The organism is Streptomyces sp. NBC_01591 (assembly GCF_035918155.1).
Lineage (GTDB): Bacteria > Actinomycetota > Actinomycetes > Streptomycetales > Streptomycetaceae > Streptomyces.
The window spans coordinates 7734840-7754024 of sequence record NZ_CP109327.1 but is presented as its reverse complement, the minus strand read 5'-3'; the positions used below and the strand labels follow the sequence as shown (position 1 = coordinate 7754024).

Sequence of the window (19185 nt, the reverse complement as noted above, 5' to 3'; positions counted from 1 at the left end):
GGGCGTGCTCACTTCAGCCTGCTCGACGCCAGGATCGACACGAGGTGCAGGAGCGTCTGCAGCAGCGCGATGCCGGCCAGCACCGCGACCATGAGACGGCTGAAGAACAGGTCGTCACGGACCGCGTCGAGGACGGCCGCCACCAGGATGACCAGGGAGGCCTCGACCCCGAGGATCAGCCGGTGGAACTTGAGCGCGCCCGCGGCCCGGCGGGCGAGCGCCATCCCGGACGAGCGCGGCTCCGACGCGGCCTCCTTCACCGGCGGCAGCCCGCCCTGGTGGCGCGCGACCCCGACGAGGTCGGTCTCGGCCTTGATCAGGATGGCGCCGAGGGCCGCGAGCGTGCCCAGAAAGGCCCAGAGCCAGTCGATCCGTCCGGTGCCCCACAGGTCGGCGGCGCGCAGGCCGAAGCCGACCAGCACGGCCGCGTCGCAGAGGTAGGCGCCGACCCGGTCCAGGTAGACCCCGCCCAGCGAGAACTGCTTCTTCCAGCGGGCCACCTCGCCGTCGACGCAGTCGAGCAGCAGGTACAGCTGGACCATGAGCACCCCGAGCAGCGCGCCGGGGATGCCCGGAACGAGCAGGGCCGGCGCGGAGAGCACGCCCGCGACCGTCATCACGTAGGTCAGCTGGTTGGGGGTGACCGTGGTGTTCACCAGGTGCCGGTCGATGCGCAGCGAGATCTCGCGCATGTAGAGCCGACCCGCCCAGTGCTCACCACTGCGCCGGTCCTTCACACCCGGGGGGTGCACGACCGGACGGAGTTCAGCTATGGATGGCTTTTGCATAGTCGGCGTACGCGTCCCTGATCTGGTCGGTGGACAGGTTGAGGTGTTCCAGGATGGTGAAGCGCCCCGGGCGGGTCTGCGGGGCGTAGTCGACGGCCTGGACGAACTCGTCGGCGGTGAAACCGATCTCTTCGGGCACGACCGGCAGGCCGTGGCGGCGCAGGGTGACCGCCATGAGCAGCGACTCCTCGCGGGCGCCGCGCAGGTGCATGGCGAAGCAGGCGCCGAGGCCGACCTGCTCGCCGTGGCTGGCCGCGCGCTTGGGGTACAGCAGGTCGAAGGCGTGGTTGATCTCGTGGCAGGCGCCCGAGGCCGGCCGGGAGTCCCCGGCGACGGACATCGAGATACCGGTCAGTACGAGGCCCTCGGCCAGCACCTTGAGGAAGGCGTCGTCGCCGATCCCGCCGGGGTGGCGCAGCACCGCCTCGCCCGCCTGCCGGGCCATGGCCGCGGCGAGTCCGTCGATCTCCTCGCCCTTGACCTCGTGCGCGAGCTCCCAGTCGGCCACGCAGGAGATGTTGGAGACCGCGTCGCCGATGCCGGAGCGCACGAAGCGGGCCGGTGCCTGGCGGACGATGTCGAGGTCGATGACCACGGCGATCGGGGTGGGGACTCCGTAGGAGCCCCGGCCGTTGTCGTTGTCGAGCGTCGCGACCGGTGAGCAGAGGCCGTCGTGGGCGAGGTTCGTCGCCACCGCGACCATGGGCAGCCCGACCCGCGCCGCCGCGTACTTCGCCACGTCGACGATCTTGCCGCCGCCGAGGCCGACCACGGCGTCGTACCGGTTGCCCTTGATCTCGTCGGCCAGCTTGACCGCCGAGTCGAGGGTGCCGTCAGCCACGGGGTACCAGTGGGCGCCGGGCAGCGCGGGGGTCAGCCGCTCGCGCAGCGCGCGCCCCGAGCCGTCGCTGATCGCGACGGCGAGCTTGCCGGAGGCGGAGATCCGCTGGTCGGCGAGGAGGCCGGCCAGATCGTCCAGGGCGCCGCGACGGATGTCGACGACGACCGGGGACGGAATGAGCCGGGTCAGTACTGGCACGCGATCTCACGGCCCTTCGCGAGGTCGTCGTGGTTGTCGATCTCCACCCACGTCACTTCGCCTATGGGGGCCACGTCGACGGTGAAGCCGCGGTTCACGAGCTCCTGGTAGCCGTCCTCGTAGTAGAGGTCGGGGTCGCGCTCGAAGGTCGCCTTCAGGGCGTCGGCGAGCTCCTCGGCGGCCTCGGGCTCGATGAGGGTGACGCCGATGTACTCACCGGTCGCGGTGGCCGGGTCCATCAGCTTGGTGATGCGCCGCACACCCTTGCCGTCCTCGGTGATGACCTTCATCTCCTCGTCGGCGAGGTGCTTCACCGTGTCGAGGGCGAGGATGATCCTCTGCCCGTCGCCGCGGGCGGCGAGCAGGGTCTTCTCGACGGAGACCGGGTGGACGGTGTCGCCGTTGGCCAGGATGACGCCGCGCTTGAGTACCTCGCGGGCGCACCACAGGGAGTAGGCGTTGTTCCACTCCTCGGCCTTGTCGTTGTCGATCAGGGTGAGGGTCACGCCGTACTTGGCCTCGAGCTCGGCCTTGCGGTCGTACACGGCTTCCTTGCGGTAGCCGACGACGACGGCGACCTCGGTGAGGCCGATCTCCGCGAAGTTGGCCAGCGTGAGGTCCAGCACCGTCTTCTCGCCGTCGACAGGCACGAGCGCCTTCGGAAGCGTGTCGGTGTAGGGGCGCAGACGCCGTCCTGCACCGGCTGCCAGTACGAGGCCGATCATGCGGGTTCTCCTTCGTCGTGAACGGCGGGTGCTCCGGAGGACACCCAGAAGCGGATGGACTCCACGAGCACCACCAGTGCCACCGCCGCCGCGAGAGCGGTGAGTGCCACGGTGAAAGCCGAATGCTGCGTGAATACGGCGGCGAGTACGGCCACCACCAGGGTGCGGCCCTCGTGCCCACCGATCGTGCGCACCAGCCACTGGGGCGGCGCGCCGGTGCCGCCGCGAATGCGGTACACCGTGTCGTAGTGATGGTAGGCGACGGCCGAGACCAGCCCGAAGGCCGCGGGAAGGGCTCCCGGGACATCGCTGCGGGCGGCAAGAGCGAGGACGGTGCAGTACTCCGCGGCCCTGAACACCGGGGGCACGAGCCAGTCGAGGGCGCCCTTGAGGGGGCGGGCCACCGCCACGCCGGAGCAGATCGCGTAGAAGACCGCGGCGAAGATCATCTGCTTGCTGCCGAAGGGCTGCTGCAGCGCGGCGGCGATCAGCGCCCCGGCGCCGACGAGCGCGATCACCGGGGCGCTGAAGGCGCCTCGGATGCGGGGGCCCCGTGCCGCGACGAACTGGGCGAGGGGTCCGGAGTCGGCCAGGTCGGCGAGGGCCCGGGCGGCGCGGTCGGTGCGCTCGGCCTTGCGGGTCAGTGAGCGCAGCAGCCGTCCCGCGGTGGTGTAGCAGGCGGCGAAGGCGCAGCCGATGAGCAAGGCGTAGAAGACGATGCGGGGTGTGGTCACCGCGGTCAGCACCGCGATCATCGCCCAGCGCTCACCGATCGGCAGCACGATCATCCGGCGCACCCAGACGGTCCAGCCGACGCTGTCGAGCCGGTCGGAGAGTGCTGCCGTGGGGCTCGAATTGGCCACCGCGTCGTGGTTGGCCTCGTTGAACGAGAAGTCGATGACGTGCCGGCAGGCCTGGAGCACCATCGCGCCGAGGGCGAGCGCCCATACGTCGTCACCGCCGCGGGCGGCGCCGAGCGCGAGGCCCGCGTAGTACGCGTACTCCTTGGCCCGGTCGAAGGTCGCGTCCAGCCAGGCTCCCATCGTCGAGTACTGCAGCGAGTAGCGGGCGAGCTGCCCGTCGGTGCAGTCCAGGACGAAGGAGAACAGCAGCAGCAGCCCGGCCGCGATGTAGCCGCCGCGGGTGCCGGTCGCCGCGCTGCCGGCCGCGATCAGCGCGGTCAGCAGGGACGCGGTGGTGACCTGGTTCGGCGTGAGGCCGCGGCGGGCGCACCAGCGGGCGATGTAGCGGGAGTACGGGCTGATGAAGAACGTGGTGAAGAAGCCGTCGTGGGCCTTCACGGCGCTGCGCAGCCGTACCGACTCGTCGTCGACGGCGGCGAGGGCACTCTCCGCCGCGGCGCGCGCGGGCTCGTCGACCGGCACGGCGGCGACCAGCGAGCCCAGCTCGGGGCGCTGCACGGCGGTGCCCCCGGCGTCCATGGTGACGGCGAGGCGGCCCGGCACGGTGCGGTCGGTGACCGGTGCGGCGGACGTGCCCGTGGGTATGCCCGCGCCGACGGCCTCGGCCGTGGTGTCCAGGGCCCGGACGAGCGCGGGGCGCGCCTCCGGTTGCGCGGTGAGCGCGCCGGGCACGGTGGCGGCGGGGAAGCGCGGGTCGGTCAGTCCGAGCCTGAGGGCATGGACATGGCCGACGAAACGGGGGTCGACCAGTGCGACGCGGCGATCGGCGGGGACGGCCGAGAGCAGCCGTGCGGCCTCGGTCACATCGGCGGCGACCTGTACGTCGAAGCCCAGTGACCGCAGATCGTCCGCGAGCGACGAGCCGGGTACCGGTGCACCGGTGAGGATGGCGGTCGACAGACGAACTCACTCCTTGGTGCTGACGGGGTCGGCGCGCGACAGTGCGGCCCGGATGCGGGCCGGCGGCACGTCGGCAGAGGCTATCGGATGAACGGAAGCGCGAGTTCACTGACCGTTTGCGCTCTGTTCGGGGTGGAGCGGCATCATGCGACGCCGCCCGCGATCATCATCGTCGATCGCCGCCTCGACTGACAAAACGCGAGGGCGCGGTCCCGTTCCGCCTCATCGCGCCGACGCCCTGAACTGCAAGCATTTCCGCAGGTCAGAGCATATGACAACGGTGTTCAGTACCGTGTTGCCGGATACCCCCCACCCGTAGTTCACTGGCAGTGCCCGGGCGATCGCGTCCGGGACCGCGAGACGAACGGGAGGCGTTCCCCATGGGGGCAGGGCACGACCACGGGCACACACACGGCGGGCCGCCGCCCACCGGCACGGCAGCCGCCGCGTACAAGGGACGGTTGCGGATCGCGCTCTGCATCACACTCACCGTGATGGTCGTGGAGATCGTCGGCGGTGTGCTCGCCGACTCGCTGGCGCTGATCGCCGACGCGGCCCACATGGCGACCGACGCCCTCGGCCTGGGCATGGCGCTGCTGGCGATCCACTTCGCCAACCGGCCGGCCGGACTGAACCGCACCTTCGGCTACGCCCGCGCCGAGATCCTCGCCGCGCTGGCCAACTGTCTGCTGCTGCTCGGCGTGGGCGGCTTCCTGCTCTTCGAGGCCGTCGAGCGCTTCATCACCCCGGCCGAGACCAGGGGCGGGCTGACGATCGCCTTCGCCCTGGTCGGCATGGTCGCCAACATGGTGTCGCTGTCGCTGCTGATGCGCGGACAGAAGGACAGCCTCAATGTCCGCGGCGCCTATCTGGAGGTGCTCGCGGACACGCTCGGTTCGTTCGCGGTGCTGATCTCGGCGGGGATCATCCTGGCCACCGGCTGGCAGGCCGCCGACCCGATCGCCTCGCTGGTGATCGGCCTGATGATCGTCCCCCGTACCGTGAAGCTGCTCAGGGAGACGCTCAATGTGCTGCTGGAGTCGGCGCCCAAGGGGGTCGACATGGGCGAGGTACGGGCCCACATCACCGCCCTGCCCGGGGTGCTGGACGTCCACGACCTGCACGCCTGGACGATCACCTCGGGGATGCCGGTGCTCTCGGCCCATGTGGTGGTGCGCCAGGACATGCTCGACTCGATCGGGCACGAGAAGCTCCTCCATGAGCTGCAGGGCTGCCTCGGCGTCCACTTCGACGTGGAGCACTGCACCTTCCAGCTGGAGCCGAGCGGCCATGCCGAGCACGAGGCCAGGCTCTGCCACTGAAGATCCCCGTCCGGAGGGGCCGTGTAGGGTATTCGCAGAGGCGTTCGGCCTCCCCATGTGCGAGAGAGGAGCTGAGGTTGATGACCGTCGCGACGGCGCCCGCCCGGCGCAGCATCCGGTCCTTCCTCATCTCCCGGGTTCTCGGCTAGCACCCCGACTCTCACCGGGTCGACACGTTGGCCGGAGCCCTCGTACACAAGGGTTCCCACGTTGACCGACAACGACCGCGCCGTCCGTACCGAGGCGTTCTTCTCCCTGCATCACGGCCTGCCCCGGCAGAGCCCCGGCTCCGATGCCACCACCCGACGGCTGCTGGAGCTCACCGGCCCGTCGCCGCGCCGTCCGCGCGTCCTGGATCTGGGCTGCGGGCCCGGCCGCGCCGCGCTGCTCCTCGCCGCGGAGGCGGGTGCCGAGGTGACCGCCGTCGACCTCCACCAGCCGTTCCTCGACGAACTGCGCGAGGCGGCCGACGCCCGCGGGCTCGGCGACCGCGTCCGTACGGTCCGGGCCGACATCTCCGAGCTGTCCGGCCCCGACTTCCCCGACGGGTCGTTCGACCTCGTCTGGGCCGAGGGGTCGGCGTACATCATCGGTTTCGACACCGCACTGCGTGGCTGGAAGCGGCTGCTCGCCCCGGGCGGCTCCCTGGTCGTCAGCGAGTGCGTCTGGACGACGGACGCGCCGACGGCCGAGGCGCGCGCCTTCTGGGAGCAGGAGACGTCGATGCGCCCCGTGGCGGGCAACACCGCGGCGGCCGTGGCGGCCGGCTACCACGTCCTCGGGGCGCTGGTGCAGCCCGACAGCGACTGGGACGAGTACTACGTCCCGCTCGCCGAGCACGTCGAGGCCGCCGACGCATCGACTCCCGGTATGGAGTGGGCGCTCGCGGCGACCCGCGAGGAGCTGGCCATGCGGCGCGACCACGGCACGGAGTACGGCTACGCCGGCTATGTGCTGCGCCCCGTCGACCCCCGCTGGACGACCCGGCCGGAGACGGCGGCGGACGCGGCGGCCGTGCACACGGTCAACGCCGCCGCGTTCCCGACGCCGGACGAGGCCGCTCTCGTCGACGCGCTGCGCGCCGATCCGTCGGCCTGGCTGCCCGGCCTCGGCCAGGTCGCGACGGACGGCCCGGACGGGGACATCGCGGCGTACGCCCTGCTGACCCGGTGCCGGGTCGGGGACGCGCCGGCTCTCGCGCTGGCCCCGGTGGCCACGGTCCCGGAGCACCAGCGCCGGGGTGCGGGGCATGCCGTGGTGCGGGCGGTGCTCGACGCGGCCAGGCTGCGCGGCGAGTCACTCGTCCTGGTGCTCGGTCATCCCGAGTACTACCCGAGGTTCGGTTTCGTACCGGCGTCGCGTTACGGGATCCGGCCGGGCTTCGGCGTCCCGGACGAGGCCATGATGGCCCTGGTGCTCGACGACTCCGCGCCGGTGCCGCAGGGCACGATCCACTACCCGGCTGCCTTCGGCGTCTGACGTGCCGTCCGGTCCCGCCGCGCCCCGTGGTGCGGCGGGACCGGACATACCACCCCCCGAGGTGCGGACAAGCGGCTTTTGTACGGCAGACTTGAGCAGACTCGACGGGACCGGCGCACCGGGCCGGGACCATAGCGAAGGATGGGTATGCCGACCACACCAGCCACCGCGGCGCACAGCTCGTCGAACGGCACAGCAGAAGTGATCATGCTCGAACTGGTCGACGAGGACGGCACCACCATCGGTACGGCGGAGAAGCTCGCCGCCCATCAGCCGCCCGGTCAACTGCACCGCGCCTTCTCGGTCTTCCTCTTCGACGAGCAGGGCAGGCTGCTGCTCCAGCGTCGTGCGCTCGGCAAGTACCACTCCCCCGGTGTCTGGTCGAACACCTGCTGCGGTCACCCCTACCCCGGTGAGGCGCCCTTCGCCGCCGCCGCCCGGCGGACCCACGAGGAGCTGGGGATCTCGCCCTCCCTGCTGGCCGAGGCGGGCACGGTCCGCTACAACCACCCCGACCCGGCCTCCGGTCTGGTGGAGCAAGAGTTCAACCATCTCTTCGTGGGAATGGCACAGGACCGGCTGGACCCGGACCCGGAGGAGGTCGGCGAGACCGCGTTCGTGACGGCCGACGAGCTCGCCGAGCGGCACGCCCGATCGCCGTTCTCGGCCTGGTTCATGACGGTGCTGGACGCCGCGCGCCCGGCGATCAGGGAGCTGACCGGACCGTCCGCGGGCTGGTGACGGACGGACGGTCCCGGGTGCGCCGGCGGGTAGGGGCTGTCCGGCCCTGATCCGCCGGACAGGCCCTGCGGGCGGTCAGAGCCGCGGACTCAGCGGCAGCGCCGCCCAGATGATCTTTCCGCCGCCTGCGGTGTGCTCCACATCGCAGGCCCCGCCGGCTTCCCGGGTGATCTCCCGGACCAGCAGCAGACCGCGCCCGCCGGTCTGCGCGTAGTCCGTCTCCAGGGCCGTCGGACGGTAGGGATGGTTGTCCTCGACGGACACCCTGATCCATTCCTCGCCGACGGCCACCTCGACCGCGAGCTCCGGCGAGAGCAGCGCGGCATGCTTCACCGCGTTGGTGACCAGCTCGGAGACGATGAGCAGCAGACCCTCGGCGACGTCGTCGTCGATCGGCACGCCCTGGCGTTTCAGCAGATCGCGTACCGCGTGCCGGGCCTGCGGTACGGAGACGTCCACGGCCGGGGCGGTGAACCGCCAGACTCCCTCGTACGACACGGGCCGGGCGGGGACACTCCCGCGGCTCTCCATAGTCCGGTACCCGCTCTCCACTCGGTGGTGACAGCACGTCGAGTACAGAGTGCGGGGCGTAGTCGGCCCAGGCCGTGCCACTGAACAGAATTCAGCCTCTATCGACGGATTTTGACCGGACGGGACACCAAAGACTCAATCTTTGGACCGCTTCTGATCGTCTCCCCGGGGTGAGTCGGGCAGCTCTTCGGTCACCCTCTGTTCCGAGACCATCGAGACGATGCGGCGGCCGCCCACCCCCATCGCGATCAGACCGAGCCCGTCGAAGAGCAGAGCCAGCGAGAAGAAGAGCCCCAGTACGTAGAGGCTGCTGTGCGGCCAGTCGAAGAGCACCAGAAGTCCCAGCAGCAGGCCGAAGGCTCCTTGCAGCAGCGTCCAGCCGAACTGCGGGCCCCGCACCACGACACTGCCCACGAGGCGGAACACCCCGCCGGTCAGGAAGAGCAGTGCGGCGAACATCGTCAGCGCTTCGGCAGTGCCCTGCGGGTGGCGGATGACGACGATTCCGGCGGCGATGTTCAGCGCGGCCACCACGACGCCCAGCCAGAAATAGTCGGTGCCGCGGGAATCGATGGCGTGCAGCAGCCCGACGATGCCGCCGATCAGCAGCAGCCAGCCGAACAGGAGCATCGAGGTCAGCGTCGCGACGCCGGTGTAGACGAGACCGACGAGGCCGGCCACGACGAGAAGCGTGCCGAGCAGGGCGAGCCAGCCGAAACTGCGGCTCAGCCTCCTGCTCTCGGTTGCGGGATCGGCCACGGGAAGCTCCTCATGGTGCGTGCCTGGTCGGCGACCCCTTCTTGATCATAGGTTCGAACCGTACGGATAGCATCCGGCACATGGACCGTACGGAACCCGGGCTGGAGCACGCCGTCGCGGACGGCGTCGCCACCGTCGTGATCAGCAACCCCGCCAAACGCAATGCGATGACGGCCGCGATGTGGAGCGCGCTGCCCGGTCTGCTGAAGCGGCTGGCGGCCGACCCCGCGGTCCGGGTGCTGGTGCTGACGGGCGCCGGGGACACCTTCTGTGCCGGAGCGGACATCTCCTCGCTCCGGGACCCGGCGGACGATCCGCAGGCACTCGCCGTGGCGGCCGAGGAGGCGCTGGCCGCGTTTCCCAGGCCGACGCTCGCGGTGATCCGGGGTTACTGCGTGGGCGGTGGCAGCCAACTGGCGGCCGCCTGCGATCTGCGGTTCACAGAGGAGGGCGCGTCCTTCGGTGTCACGCCGGCCAAGCTCGGCATCGTGTACGCCGCGTCGTCGACCCGGCGGCTGGTGGCGCTGACCGGCCCGGCCACGGCGAAGCATCTGCTGTTCTCCGGCGAGCTGATCGACACCGCGCGGGCGCTGCGTACCGGTCTGGTCGACGAGGTGCTGCCGGCCGGCGAGCTGGAGAAGCGGGTCGACGCGTACGTGCGGACCCTGGCCTCCCGCTCGCAGCTGACGCAGGCGGCGGCGAAGGAGTTCGCCGCCGGGCGCGCGGACCGGGACGCGTACTGGGCGGAGCAGGCACGCCGCAGCGGCGACACCGCCGAGGGTGTCGCCGCCTTTCTGGAGCGGCGCGCGCCGCGGTTCACCTGGACGACCGGGGCCTGAGACCAGGACCTCACGGCCCGCGCCCTACTGGAGGAGGTAGTGGCGCTGGGCACGGAACTTCTCCACCATGGCCGCCGGGGCCTTCTCCGGCGAGCCCGCGTCGTACGGCGGCTGCGGGTCGTACTCGGTCAGCAGCTGTACGGCCAGGGCGTGCTCGTCGCCCGCGATCCGGCCCGCCAGGGTGAGCCCCATGTCGATGCCGGAGGAGACGCCCGCCGCGGTGACGTACTTGCCGTCGATGACGACGCGCTCGCCGGTCGGCTCGGCGCCGAGCTCCGCCAGGACGTCCAGCAGGAGCCAGTGCGACGTGGCCCGCCGGCCCGTCAGCAGTCCGGCCGCGGCGAGCAGCAGCGAGCCGGTGCAGACGGAGGTGGTCCAGGTGCTGGTGGCGTCGGCGGTGCGCAGCCAGCCGAGCAGCGCCTCGTTCTCCATCTGGTCGCGCTGGCCGGGGCCGCCGGGCACGACCACCACGTCCGGCGCCGGCACATCGGCGAAGGTCTTGTCGGCGACGAGCGTGAGGCTGTCGGTGTCGTTGCGCACGGGGCCGGTCCGTTCGGCGACGAACACGGTCTCGGCGCCGGGGGTGCGGGCGAGCATTTCGTGCGGGCCCACCGCGTCGAGTGCGGTGAAGCGGTCGAAGAGGACGATGGCGATCTGCATGGGGTTCCCTTTCGTGGTCGAGCGGTCGAACGGTCGAGTCGTCAAGCGTCAATCGGTGGCGGGATGGGTGCGGAAGCGTCGGCGGTATTCGGCGGGGGCGGTGCCCAGTGCCTTGATGAACGCGCGGCGCATGGCCTCCGGGGTGCCGTATCCGCAGGCGCGTGAGATGCCGGTGACACCGTCGGTGGTGTCCTCCAGCAGCCTGCGGGCCTGTTCGAGGCGTACGCGGTCGACGTAACGGCCCGGTGTGAGGCCCGTCTCGGCGTGGAAGGCGCGCGCGAAATGACGCGGCGAGAGGCGGACACGGGCGGCGAGCGCCTCGACGCAGAGGTCTTCGCCGGGGTTCTCGGTGATCCAGTGCTGGACCTCGCGCAGCGGTTCGCGCCGGGCGGTCTGGGCGGCGAGCTGGGCGCTGAACTGGGCCTGGTTGCCGGGCCTGCGCAGAAAGACCACGAGGTGCCGGGCGACGGTGAGCGCGATGTCCCTGCCGTGGTCCTCCTCGACGAGCGCGAGGGCCAGATCGATACCGGCGGTGACTCCGGCGGAGGTGGCCAGCCTGCCGTCACGTACGAAGATCGGGTCCGGGTCGACCTCGACGGCCGGGTGGTTGCGGGCGAGGTGGTCGCAGACCGTCCAGTGCGTGGTCACCCGGTGCCCGTCCAGCAGTCCGGCCCCGGCGAGCAGCAGTGCGCCCGTGCAGACGGAGACGAGCCGTTCGGCGTGCGGGGCGTGTTCCCGCAGCCAGTCGACTAGGGCCTGTCCGGCGGATCAGGGTCGGACAGGGCGCGGCGTCTGGTGCGGTGCATCGCAAGGCGCCGGAGCGTCTTAATAGCGGAGCTATTCGGACGTTTCGGCAACGCCGCGAGGTGCCGTGCCAGACGCCGCGACCCCGGCCATGATCCGCCGGACAGGCCCCAGTGCCGGGTCGGGGGCGCGGGTGCCCTCGCCGCCGGGGACGAGGAGGGTATGGGGCGGTTCGGCGTCGGCGAGGCTGCTGTCCGGGACGAGGACGAGGCCGCTGCAGGTGCGGACCGGGGCGCCGTCGAGCGAGGCGGTGCGCAGTTCATATCCGGCCCCGGGGAAACGGGAGGCCCCGGCGAAGACCTCCACCGGTCCGGTGACATCGAGGCTCTGGACGCCGTCGTAGAGGACGACGAGTACGGATCGCTGCGTCATGACCGCCATCCTGGTCGGCCCGGGATATGGCCGCAATGACGAAGAACCCACCTTTTCTGCCATGCCGTGGCCGCCGCAATTTCGGTGCCGCCCGGGGTTACCGGGCGTACCGACCGGTCGGTAATGTGCCCTCATGAGTACTCTGCCGCCTCGCGCCGGACGCCGCTGTCACAACGCCATCAACCCGCTGCACTCGACGGTCTACTTCTCCCCCGACCTCGGCAAGGAGCTCGGGGAACTCGGCATCGACGACTCGAACGCCGCCTACTTCGCCGCGCGTTCGGCGGCGATGGGTGCCGTCGGTCCGGGCACGGTCACCGCGACGTTCTACAACTTCAGCCACGACCTCGTCGCCCGGCACCTGCCCGCCGTGTGGTCCGTCGCCTCGCCGCAGGCGGTCCTGGACGCCCGGCTGCGCGCCGCCGACACCACCCTGCGGCGACTGCTGGGCGAGGAGATCATCGCCTCCCCGGAGCTGGCCGAGGCGGCCGGGCTGGCGCTGCGCGCGGCCGAGGCGTGCACCCGACACGCCCGGCCGCTCTACGCCGCCCATGCCGATCTCCCGGTGCCCGAAGAGCCGCATCTGGCGTACTGGCACGCCGGCACGCTGCTGCGCGAACACCGCGGCGACAGCCACCTCGCCGCTCTCCTGACCGCCGGACTCGACCCGCTGGAGGCCCTGGTCAGCCACACGGCGACCGGCAAGGGGATGTCCCCGCGCTGGGTGCTCGCCACCCGGGGCTGGCGCCGGGGCGACTGGGACGAGGCCTGCGAGCGGCTGCGCGGGCGCGGACTCCTGGACGCCGAGGGCGAGTTGACGGAGGCGGGCGTCGCGCTCCGGACGGAGCTGGAGGAGGCCACGGACCGGATGGACGCGGCCCCGTACGAGCACCTGGGCGCGGAGGGTGTGGAGCGACTGACCGAGCTGGCGCGCGGGTTCCTGTTCACGGCGGCGTCGGCGGGCGCGTTCCCGGCGGATCTGATCGGCAAGGGCTGAGAGCCGACAGGCTCTGAGCCGCCGTCCGGCCGACAACGGGGGTGGCCGGGCGACACGGCGCCCGGCCACCCGGCACAATGCAGGCGTAGGGGCCCTGCCCCGGCAAGCACAGCCAGTAGAGCCAGTACGAGAAGGCGAGTCGGTAGAACCGTGACGACGTCCATCGAAGGCAGGATCGCCGAGGAGCTCGGCGTACGCGAACGGCAGGTGAAGGCGGCCGTCGAGCTGCTCGACGGCGGGTCGACCGTGCCGTTCATCGCGCGCTACCGCAAGGAAGCGACCGAGATGCTCGACGATGCGCAGCTGCGCACGCTCGAGGAACGGCTGCGGTATCTGCGGGAGCTGGAGGACCGTCGGGCGGCGATCCTCGACTCGGTGCGCGAGCAGGGCAAGCTGGACGAGGCGCTGGAGGCGCAAATCCGGGCCGCCGACACCAAGGCGCGTCTTGAGGACATCTATCTGCCGTTCAAGCCGAAGCGGCGCACGAAGGCGCAGATCGCCCGGGAGGCGGGGCTGGAACCGCTCGCCGACGGCCTGCTCGGTGACCCGTCGGTGGAGCCGCTCGCCGCTGCCGCCGCCTTCGTCGACGCCGACAAGGGCGTCGCGGACGGTGCGGCGGCGCTGGAGGGGGCCCGTGCCATCCTCACCGAGCGGTTCTCCGAGGACGCCGATCTGATCGGTGAGCTGCGCGAGCGCATGTGGTCGCGTGGGCGGCTGGCCGCCAAGGTGCGGGACGGCAAGGAGGAGGCGGGCGCGAAGTTCGCCGACTACTTCGACTTCGCCGAGCCGTTCACCGCACTGCCCTCCCACAGGGTGCTCGCGATGCTCCGGGGCGAGAAGGAGGAGGTCCTCGACCTGGTCATGGAGCCGGAGGAGCCCTCCGAGACGCCCGGCCCCTCGACGTACGAGAACATGGTCGCCCGGCGCTTCGGCGTGGCCGACCGCGGCCGCCCCGGCGACAAGTGGCTCGGCGACACCGTGCGCTGGGCCTGGCGGACCCGGATCCTGGTGCACCTGGGCATCGATCTGCGGCTGCGGCTGCGCACCGCGGCGGAGGACGAGGCGGTACGCGTCTTCGCGTCGAACCTGCGCGATCTGCTGCTCGCCGCACCTGCCGGGACGCGGGCCACGCTCGGGCTCGACCCCGGCTTCCGTACGGGCGTGAAGGTCGCCGTCGTCGACGCGACCGGCAAGGTAGTCGCGACGGATGTCATCCACCCGCACGTCCCGGCGAACAGGTGGGACCAGTCGCTGGCCACGCTGGAGCGGCTGGCCAAGGCCCACGACGTCGACCTGGTCGCGATCGGCAACGGCACGGCGTCCCGGGAGACCGACAAGCTCGCCGGTGAACTCATCGACAAGCACCCGGAGTTGAAGCTCACCAAGGTGATGGTGTCCGAGGCCGGCGCGTCCGTGTATTCGGCGTCGGCCTTCGCCTCGCAGGAACTCCCCGACATGGACGTGTCGTTGCGCGGCGCCGTCTCCATCGCGCGGCGGCTGCAGGACCCCCTCGCCGAGCTGGTGAAGATCGATCCGAAGTCGATCGGTGTCGGCCAGTACCAGCACGACCTGTCCGAGGTGAAGCTGTCGCGTTCGCTGGACGCGGTCGTCGAGGACTGCGTGAACGGTGTCGGTGTCGACGTCAACACCGCTTCCGCGCCGCTGCTTTCGCGGGTGTCGGGCATCGGCTCGGGGCTCGCCGAGAACATCGTCGCGCACCGCGACGCGAACGGCCCCTTCCGCTCGCGCCGGGCGCTGAAGGACGTGGCGCGACTGGGTCCGAAGGCGTACGAGCAGTGTGCGGGCTTCCTGCGCATCCGGGGCGACGATCCGCTGGACGCGTCGAGCGTGCACCCGGAGGCGTATCCGGTGGTGCGGGCGATGGTGAAGCGGACCGGCAGCGATGTCGCCTCGCTGATCGGCAACACGGGTGCGCTGCGGTCGCTGCGGGCCGACGACTTCGTGGACGAGAAGTTCGGTCTGCCGACGGTCACCGACATCCTGAAGGAGCTGGAGAAGCCGGGGCGCGACCCGCGGCCCGCGTTCAAGACGGCCACCTTCAAGGAGGGCGTCGAGAAGATCGGTGATCTGGCGTCCGGAATGGTGCTGGAGGGTGTCGTCACCAATGTCGCGGCGTTCGGCGCGTTCGTGGACATCGGTGTGCACCAGGACGGCCTGGTGCATGTGTCGGCGATGTCGCGGACGTTCGTGAAGGACCCGAGGGACGTCGTGAAGCCGGGCGACATCGTGAAGGTCAAGGTCATGGATGTCGACGTGCCGCGGAAGCGGATCTCGCTGACGCTGCGGCTGGACGACGAGGCGGCGGCCGGTACGGGCTCGCAGGGCGGCCAGCGGCGCGAGCGGGGTGAACGGGGTGAGCGCGGCGGCCAGGGCGGCCGGCCACCTCGGCAGCGTCAGGGGCAGGGCGGCCAGGACCGTGACCGGCGCGGTGGCGGCGGTGGCGGCTCCGCCCGTCAGGCGCCGGCGCCGGTGAACAGCGCGATGGCGGACGCCCTGCGGCGGGCCGGGCTGACCGACCCGAATCAGGGCGGCAGGAAGCGATAGCGGTACCGGGGCGGGGAGGGGTGCACCTGCGGGTGACCTCCTTCCCGCCCTCCCCCTCACAGGTCCGGTGAGTACACCCCGGACCACGTGAGCGATTGGTCGGAAATGGCCCGGTTTTGGGGGGTGCGGGATCGGGAGGCGCGATCTCTTTGGCATGCCGGGCAGGGCAGAGGTGGATCGTCCGGGCCTCCGGGCACCGGGCCGCCGCCGCCGACCCGGTGCGGGGCTCAGGCCTCCGTCACCCTTCCCGCCGCCACCTCGACCCGCCGTGTCGTCCGTACCGCTTCCAGCATGCGCCGGTCGTGCGTGACCAGCAGCAGCGTTCCCGTGTACGACTCCAGCGCCGATTCCAGCTGCTCGATCGCGGGCAGATCAAGGTGGTTCGTGGGCTCGTCGAGCACCAGGAGGTTGACGCCCCTGCCCTGGAGCAGGGCGAGCGCCGCGCGGGTGCGCTCACCCGGGGAGAGCGTCGTGGCAGGGCGCATCACATGGTCGGCGCGCAGACCGAACTTGGCGAGCAGCGTGCGCACTTCGGCCGGTTCGGTGTCGGGTACGGCCGCACAGAACGCCTCCAGGAGCGACTCCGAACCGTGGAAGAGTTTGCGTGCCTGGTCGACCTCGCCGACCACCACGCCCGAGCCGAGCGTCGCGTGTCCGGAGTCCAGCGGGAGACGGCCGAGCAGTGCGGCGAGGAGGGTGGACTTGCCCGCTCCGTTGGCGCCGGTGATGGCGACCCGGTCCGCCCAGTCGATCTGCAGCGATGCCGGGCCGAAGGCGAAGTCCCCGCGTACGGCCTGCGCTTCGCGCAGGGTGGCCACGACCGAGCCGGAGCGGGGTGCGGCGGCGATCTCCATCCGCAGTTCCCATTCCTTGCGCGGTTCGTCGACGACATCGAGCCGTTCGATCATGCGCTGGGTCTGCCGGGCCTTCGCGGCCTGCTTCTCGCTCGACTCGCTGCGGAACTTGCGGCCGAGCTTGTCGGAGTCCGTGGCCTTGCGGCGGGCGTTCTTGACGCCCTTGTCCATCCAGGAGCGCTGCATCTGAGCGCGCCCTTCGAGGGCCGCACGCTTGTCGGCGTACTCCTCGAACTCCTCGCGGGCATGCCTGCGGGCGCGCTCGCGCTCCTCCAGATAGGCCGCGTATCCACCGCCGTACAGGTTGATCTGCTGCTGGGCCAGATCCAGTTCCAGGACCTTGGTGACCGTACGCATCAGGAATTCGCGGTCGTGGCTGATGACCACCGTGCCCGCGCGGAGCCCCGAGACATAGCGTTCCAGCCGCTCCAGGCCGTCCAGGTCGAGGTCGTTGGTGGGCTCGTCCAGCAGGAAGATGTCGTAGCGGGACAGCAGGAGGGAGGCCAGGCCCGCGCGGGCGGCCTGACCGCCGGAGAGCGCGGTCATCGGCAGGTCGAGGCCGACGGTCAGCCCGAGGTCGGCGGCGACCTCGTCGGCACGCTCGTCCAGATCGGCCCCGCCGAGGGCCAGCCAGCGTTCCAGTGTCTCGGAGTACGCGTCGTCCGCGCCCGGCGCCCCGTCGACGAGGCCCTGGGTCGCGGTGTCCATCGCGGCCTGGGCCCCGGCGACGCCGGTGCGGCGGGCCAGGAACTCCCGCACCGTCTCTCCCGCGCGCCGTTCCGGCTCCTGTGGGAGGTGGCCGACGGTGGCGGTGGGCGGGGATAGCCGCAGCTCGCCCTCCTCCGGACGGTCGAGCCCGGCGAGGAGCCGAAGCAGGGATGATTTTCCGGCGCCGTTGACTCCGACGAGACCGATCACGTCACCGGGCGCGACGACGAGGTCGAGTCCGGCGAAGAGCGTGCGGTCGCCGTGTCCGGCGGCGAGGTCCTTGGCGACGAGAGTGGCAGTCATCAGGGTGTCGATCCTAGTCGGCGCCGGGGGCGGAGCGGCCCGGCCGGTCATCGCACCGGCCGGGCGGTGGGCCTCCTCAGTCGTCGCCCGGCGGTCCGGCCGGGCCTGAGGATTCCGGTTCCGGTTCATGACCCTCGTGGAGTCCGGTGGTGATCTGGCTGCCGCCGGGACCGATCCGGATCTCGAAGTCGCCCGCGTACTTCGCGTGCCCTTCGATGACCGCGGACTCGACCGCTTCCACGCCGAATTCGCGCCGGACGATCAGCGGGTCCTGGCGCAGGTCCCGAATCAGCGCCACGCACATGCCGACCATGACGACGGTGAACGGCGCGGCGACCAGGATCGTCAGGTTCTGGAGTCCGGCGAGCGCGTCGCCCTTGCCGTTGCCGATGAGCAGCATGATCGCGGCCACGGCTCCGGTGACCACGCCCCAGAAGATGACGACCCACTTGGCGGGTTCGAGGATGCCCTTCTGGGAGAGCGTGCCCATCACGATGGAGGCGGCGTCGGCACCCGAGACGAAAAAGATACCGACCAGGATCATCACCACCAGGCTCATCACCGTGGCGATCGGGAACTGCTGGAGCACTCCGAAGAGCTGCGCCTCCTGGGTGACGGCGTTGCCGAGCTTTCCGGCCTCCTGCAGATTGATCGCCGTGCCGCCGAAGACCGAGAACCAGACCAGGCTGACGGCGCTGGGGACCAGGATGACTCCGCCGATGAACTGGCGGATCGTCCGGCCGCGGCTGATCCGGGCGATGAACATGCCGACGAAGGGCGTCCAGGAGATCCACCAGGCCCAGTAGAAGACGGTCCAGTTGCCGAGCCACTCGGCGACGTCGCCCTTGCCGGTGGCTTCGGTACGTCCGGCGAGCTGGGCCAGGTTGCCGAAGTAGGCGGCGATCGACGTGGGCAGCAGGTCGAGCACGATGATGGTGGGGCCCGCGATGAAGACGAAGACGGAGAGGATCAGGGCGAGCACCATGTTGGTGTTGGAGAGCCACTGGATGCCCTTCTCGACACCGGAGATCGCCGAGGCGACGAAGGCCACGGTCAGCACGGCGATGATCAGGACCAGGAGGCCGGTGCCGGTCTTCTCCTTCCAGTGCAGCTCGTGGAAGCCGCTGCCGATCTGGAGGGCGCCGAGGCCCAGTGACGCGGCGGAGCCGAAGAGTGTCGCGAAGATGGCGAGGATGTCGATCAGCCGGCCGAGACCGCCATGGGCGTGCCGGGCCCCGATGAGCGGCTCGAAGACGGCGCTGATCGTCTGCCTCCGGCGGCGCCGGAAGGTGCTGTACGCGATGGCCAGACCGACCACGGCGTAGATCGCCCAGGGGTGGAGCGTCCAGTGGAACAGGGTGGTGGCCATCGCCGTCTGCATCGCTTCGGCGGTGTCGGCGGGATGGGTGCCGGGCGGCGGGTTGGTGAAGTGGGCGAGCGGCTCGCTGACCCCGTAGAACATCAGGCCGATGCCCATACCGGCGCTGAACATCATGGCGACCCAGGACACGGTCCGGAATTCTGGCTCCTCCCCCTCCTGGCCGAGGGAGATCTTGCCGTAGCGGCTGACTGCGAGCCAGAGGGCGAAGACCACGAAGCCGGACGCGGCGAGCATGAAGGCCCAACCGCCGTTGTGGATCAGCCCGTTGAGCATGGAGCTGGAGACGTCCTGCAGCGAGTCGGTGGCGATGGCTCCCCAGACCACGAAGGCGAGGGTGAGCACGGCGGTGACGCCGAACACCACCCGGTCCGTCGTGGGGTGCCGGTTCCGGGCCGGGTCGCCGGGGAGGTCCGCCGTCACCGGCAGTTCCCCCCGGCCACCCGTTCTCTGTTCGTCCTGCGACACGAATGGCACCTTTCACGGAAGCAATTATTT

At 71.0% G+C, this 19185-nt stretch carries 15 protein-coding genes and 2 pseudogenes; 6 read left to right on the top strand and 11 right to left on the bottom strand.

What is annotated here, in order from left to right; all coding sequences use genetic code 11:
* Positions 1–8 precede the first annotated feature (8 nt).
* Genes OG978_RS35910 through OG978_RS35895 form a run of 4 tightly spaced genes read right to left on the bottom strand, consistent with a single transcriptional unit; the run spans position 9 to position 4318 of the window.
* Positions 9–788, bottom strand: coding sequence for a CDP-alcohol phosphatidyltransferase family protein (locus tag OG978_RS35910; protein WP_326769226.1), 780 nt, complete (start codon positions 786–788; stop codon positions 9–11).
* Positions 766–1827 carry an iron-containing alcohol dehydrogenase family protein gene (locus tag OG978_RS35905; RefSeq protein WP_326769225.1) on the bottom strand — a complete coding sequence of 354 codons (1062 nt, stop codon included), beginning with the start codon at positions 1825–1827 and terminating at the stop codon, positions 766–768. The genes OG978_RS35910 and OG978_RS35905 overlap by 23 nt, the downstream gene beginning before the upstream one ends.
* Positions 1815–2552, bottom strand: a complete 738-nt coding sequence (locus OG978_RS35900) for a phosphocholine cytidylyltransferase family protein (RefSeq protein WP_326769224.1) — start codon at positions 2550–2552, stop codon at positions 1815–1817. The genes OG978_RS35905 and OG978_RS35900 overlap by 13 nt, the downstream gene beginning before the upstream one ends.
* Positions 2549–4318 carry a DUF5941 domain-containing protein gene (locus tag OG978_RS35895; protein WP_326770261.1) on the bottom strand — a complete coding sequence of 590 codons (1770 nt, stop codon included), beginning with the start codon at positions 4316–4318 and terminating at the stop codon, positions 2549–2551. The genes OG978_RS35900 and OG978_RS35895 overlap by 4 nt, the downstream gene beginning before the upstream one ends.
* Before the next feature lie 437 nt (positions 4319–4755).
* On the opposite strand from OG978_RS35895, the gene OG978_RS35890 reads away from it, so the two are divergent.
* The 3 genes from OG978_RS35890 (at position 4756) to idi (ending at position 7917) form a co-directional block, all read left to right on the top strand.
* A complete protein-coding gene (locus OG978_RS35890; protein ID WP_326769223.1) occupies positions 4756–5697 on the top strand; it encodes a cation diffusion facilitator family transporter in 942 nt (313 codons plus the stop codon).
* Positions 5698–5907: 210 nt separating this feature from the next.
* Positions 5908–7176: a bifunctional class I SAM-dependent methyltransferase/N-acetyltransferase gene (locus OG978_RS35885; protein WP_326769222.1), complete on the top strand. Its 1269-nt coding sequence runs from the start codon at positions 5908–5910 to the stop codon at positions 7174–7176.
* Positions 7177–7323: 147 nt separating this feature from the next.
* Entirely contained in the window at positions 7324–7917 is a 594-nt protein-coding gene (gene idi / locus OG978_RS35880) for an isopentenyl-diphosphate Delta-isomerase (RefSeq protein ID WP_326769221.1), read from the top strand.
* A gap of 75 nt (positions 7918–7992) precedes the next feature.
* Here idi and OG978_RS35875 read toward each other — a convergent pair whose 3' ends face one another.
* Together OG978_RS35875 and OG978_RS35870 are read right to left on the bottom strand one after the other, a co-directional pair.
* Entirely contained in the window at positions 7993–8448 is a 456-nt protein-coding gene (locus OG978_RS35875) for an ATP-binding protein (protein ID WP_326769220.1), read from the bottom strand.
* A 135-nt stretch (positions 8449–8583) separates the two neighbouring features.
* Positions 8584–9207, bottom strand: coding sequence for an HdeD family acid-resistance protein (locus OG978_RS35870; RefSeq protein ID WP_326769219.1), 624 nt, complete (start codon positions 9205–9207; stop codon positions 8584–8586).
* Positions 9208–9287: 80 nt separating this feature from the next.
* Between OG978_RS35870 and OG978_RS35865 the strand changes: the two genes are divergently transcribed.
* Positions 9288–10046 carry an enoyl-CoA hydratase/isomerase family protein gene (locus tag OG978_RS35865; protein WP_326769218.1) on the top strand — a complete coding sequence of 253 codons (759 nt, stop codon included), beginning with the start codon at positions 9288–9290 and terminating at the stop codon, positions 10044–10046.
* Between the two features lie 24 nt (positions 10047–10070).
* Here the strand turns inward: OG978_RS35865 and OG978_RS35860 are convergent, their stop codons facing one another.
* The 3 genes and pseudogenes from OG978_RS35860 to OG978_RS35850 all read right to left on the bottom strand — a co-directional run.
* Positions 10071–10706 (bottom strand): DJ-1/PfpI family protein, encoded by a 636-nt coding sequence (locus OG978_RS35860; RefSeq protein WP_326769217.1) that lies wholly within the window; start codon positions 10704–10706, stop codon positions 10071–10073.
* A 48-nt stretch (positions 10707–10754) separates the two neighbouring features.
* Positions 10755–11462 (bottom strand): annotated as a pseudogene (locus OG978_RS35855) (GlxA family transcriptional regulator); the annotation flags it as partial.
* 165 nt (positions 11463–11627) lie between these two features.
* Positions 11628–11882 (bottom strand): annotated as a pseudogene (locus OG978_RS35850) (DJ-1/PfpI family protein); the annotation flags it as partial.
* Between the two features lie 133 nt (positions 11883–12015).
* Here OG978_RS35850 and OG978_RS35845 point away from each other — a divergent pair.
* Positions 12016–12879, top strand: a complete 864-nt coding sequence (locus tag OG978_RS35845; protein WP_326769216.1) for an SCO6745 family protein — start codon at positions 12016–12018, stop codon at positions 12877–12879.
* Between the two features lie 150 nt (positions 12880–13029).
* A complete protein-coding gene (locus OG978_RS35840; protein WP_326769215.1) occupies positions 13030–15444 on the top strand; it encodes a Tex family protein in 2415 nt (804 codons plus the stop codon).
* A 227-nt stretch (positions 15445–15671) separates the two neighbouring features.
* On the opposite strand, the gene OG978_RS35835 is transcribed toward OG978_RS35840, so the two are convergent.
* Positions 15672–17309 (bottom strand): ABC-F family ATP-binding cassette domain-containing protein, encoded by a 1638-nt coding sequence (locus OG978_RS35835; RefSeq protein ID WP_326769214.1) that lies wholly within the window; start codon positions 17307–17309, stop codon positions 15672–15674.
* Between the two features lie 76 nt (positions 17310–17385).
* A complete protein-coding gene (locus tag OG978_RS35830) occupies positions 17386–19155 on the bottom strand; it encodes a BCCT family transporter (RefSeq protein WP_326769213.1) in 1770 nt (589 codons plus the stop codon).
* Positions 19156–19185 lie beyond the last annotated feature (30 nt).